This is a genomic window from Mycobacterium sp., assembly GCF_049683355.1.
In the GTDB taxonomy this organism is placed as follows: domain Bacteria; phylum Actinomycetota; class Actinomycetes; order Mycobacteriales; family Mycobacteriaceae; genus Mycobacterium.
This window is the reverse complement of sequence record NZ_JBAUJB010000354.1, coordinates 1-1,768: the sequence shown is the minus strand read 5'-3', so window position 1 is coordinate 1,768 and position 1,768 is coordinate 1. Positions and strand designations below refer to the sequence as shown.

The window sequence follows — 1,768 nt, the reverse complement described above, 5'->3', positions numbered from 1 at the left end:
CACGGTCGGGGTCGGTGATCTGCGTGGGCGCCAGGCCCTCGCTGATCGTCGCGCCGCCGCGGGGGGAGTCGGGTAGCTCGACCAGCTCGCCGCACATCGATGGGAACCACTGTTTCCCGTCTTTGCGTGCTTGGTCCTCGGCTGACTTCCACCACTTGTGTTGCACAAAGGGGTTACGCGGGAACTGCGCGAAGTATCGCTCACGGAGCTGCTCACGGTCGGGTGCCCAGCGGCTATCCCAGTCGCCGCCCAGAACATAGCGTTGGTAGTCCTCGGCGTAGTCGCGCTTGCCTTCCTTATTCAGCAGCGCGTGACGGGTCCGAGTGCCGCAATGGGAGCACTTGAGCGTGCCGGTCTCGATCCAGCCCCGCGGGTCCATGAACAAGCCATTGCCGCGGTTCTCGTCGTCGATTCCGAAGTGGTAGTCCGTGCTGACCGTGCGCAGGTTGCCGCACTCGCAGCAGAGCGCCGGCGCGGGCACCTTTGCGGCAGCCACGACCGCCTGGAGATCCGGTCGGGACAACATGATCTGCCGAGAATGGGGATGGCCGAGTTCGTGGCCTCGGCCGCGATGGGTCCGGCATGCCTGGCCTGGGTCTGCGTGGCAGAACGGGCAGCGGTGGCCGAGGGCGGGGTGCGGTTCGGTAGTGGTCATCCGGGCTGGGCTCCCATCGATTCGGAGCCACCCAGGGTGTCTAGTTGTGCGTATCTTGCGCAGACACGCATCTGTGCTGGTCAGATGGTGCCCCCGGCAGGATTCGAACCTGCGGCCTTCCGCTCCGGAGGCGGACGCTCTATCCCCTGAGCTACGGGGGCGCGTGCTGGATCAGCTGCGCCGAATGGGCCTGCACAGACTAACGCATCTTGTCGGGCGCCCCGTCAACGGACGGATCCCCGGCCGCGATGCCGAAAAAACCTCAGCCCGCAGCACGACGCCGTAATGGATTCGGGGCGCGATGACCCCAGACCATAGGATGGACCCCCGTGACCCCCGCCGATCTGGCTGAGCTGCTCAGGACCACCGCCGCCGCGGTGCTGGCCGAGCACGCCCTCGACCCCGCCGCGCTGCCTGCGACCGTCACCGTCGAGCGGCCCCGCAACTCCGAGCACGGCGACTACGCCACCAACCTGGCCCTGCAACTGGGCAAGAAGGTCGGCGCCAACCCGCGCGAACTGGCCGGCTGGCTCGCCGCGGCGCTGGCCGAGCAGCGCGGCATCGCGACCGCGGACGTCGCCGGACCCGGGTTCGTCAACCTCCGGATCGAGGCGTCGGCCCAGAACGTCATCGTCGGGAAGGTCATCGCCGCCGGCGCCGGCTACGGCACCTCGGCGGACCTGAACGTCGAGGTCAACCTCGAGTTCGTCTCGGCCAACCCCACCGGGCCCATCCACATCGGTGGGACCAGGTGGGCGGCCGTCGGCGACGCGCTGGGCCGGCTGCTGAGCACCCAGGGCGCCGAGGTGGTACGGGAGTACTACTTCAACGACCACGGCGCGCAGATCGACCGGTTCACCAACTCGTTGATCGCCGCCGCCAAGGGCGAGCCCGCCCCCGAGGACGGCTACGCCGGTTCCTACATCGCCGACATCGCCTCGGCGGTGCTCGAGAAGGAACCCGACGCACTGGGCCTGCCCGACAGCGAGATGCGCGAGACCTTCCGTGGGGTCGGCGTGAACCTGATGTTCGACCACATCAAGGAATCGCTGCACCAGTTCGGCACCGACTTCGACGTCTACACCCACGAAGACTCGATGCACACCTCCGGTC

General features: G+C 68.0%; 2 protein-coding genes, 1 tRNA gene and 1 pseudogene. 1 reads left to right on the top strand and 3 read right to left on the bottom strand.

The window, feature by feature from the left end; genetic code table 11:
* From WA944_RS20270 to WA944_RS20260, 3 genes and pseudogenes are all read right to left on the bottom strand, one after another.
* A partial coding sequence (locus tag WA944_RS20270) for a DUF6315 family protein (protein WP_526647285.1) occupies positions 1–526 on the bottom strand: 526 nt, incomplete at its 3' end.
* Between the two features lie 45 nt (positions 527–571).
* Positions 572–655, bottom strand: a pseudogene (locus WA944_RS20265) (zinc finger domain-containing protein); the annotation flags it as partial.
* 85 nt (positions 656–740) lie between these two features.
* Positions 741–816: transfer RNA gene (locus WA944_RS20260), tRNA-Arg, on the bottom strand.
* Between the two features lie 168 nt (positions 817–984).
* Here WA944_RS20260 and WA944_RS20255 point away from each other — a divergent pair.
* Positions 985–1,768 (top strand): DALR anticodon-binding domain-containing protein (locus WA944_RS20255; protein ID WP_526647284.1); only part of this gene is annotated, 784 nt, incomplete at its 3' end.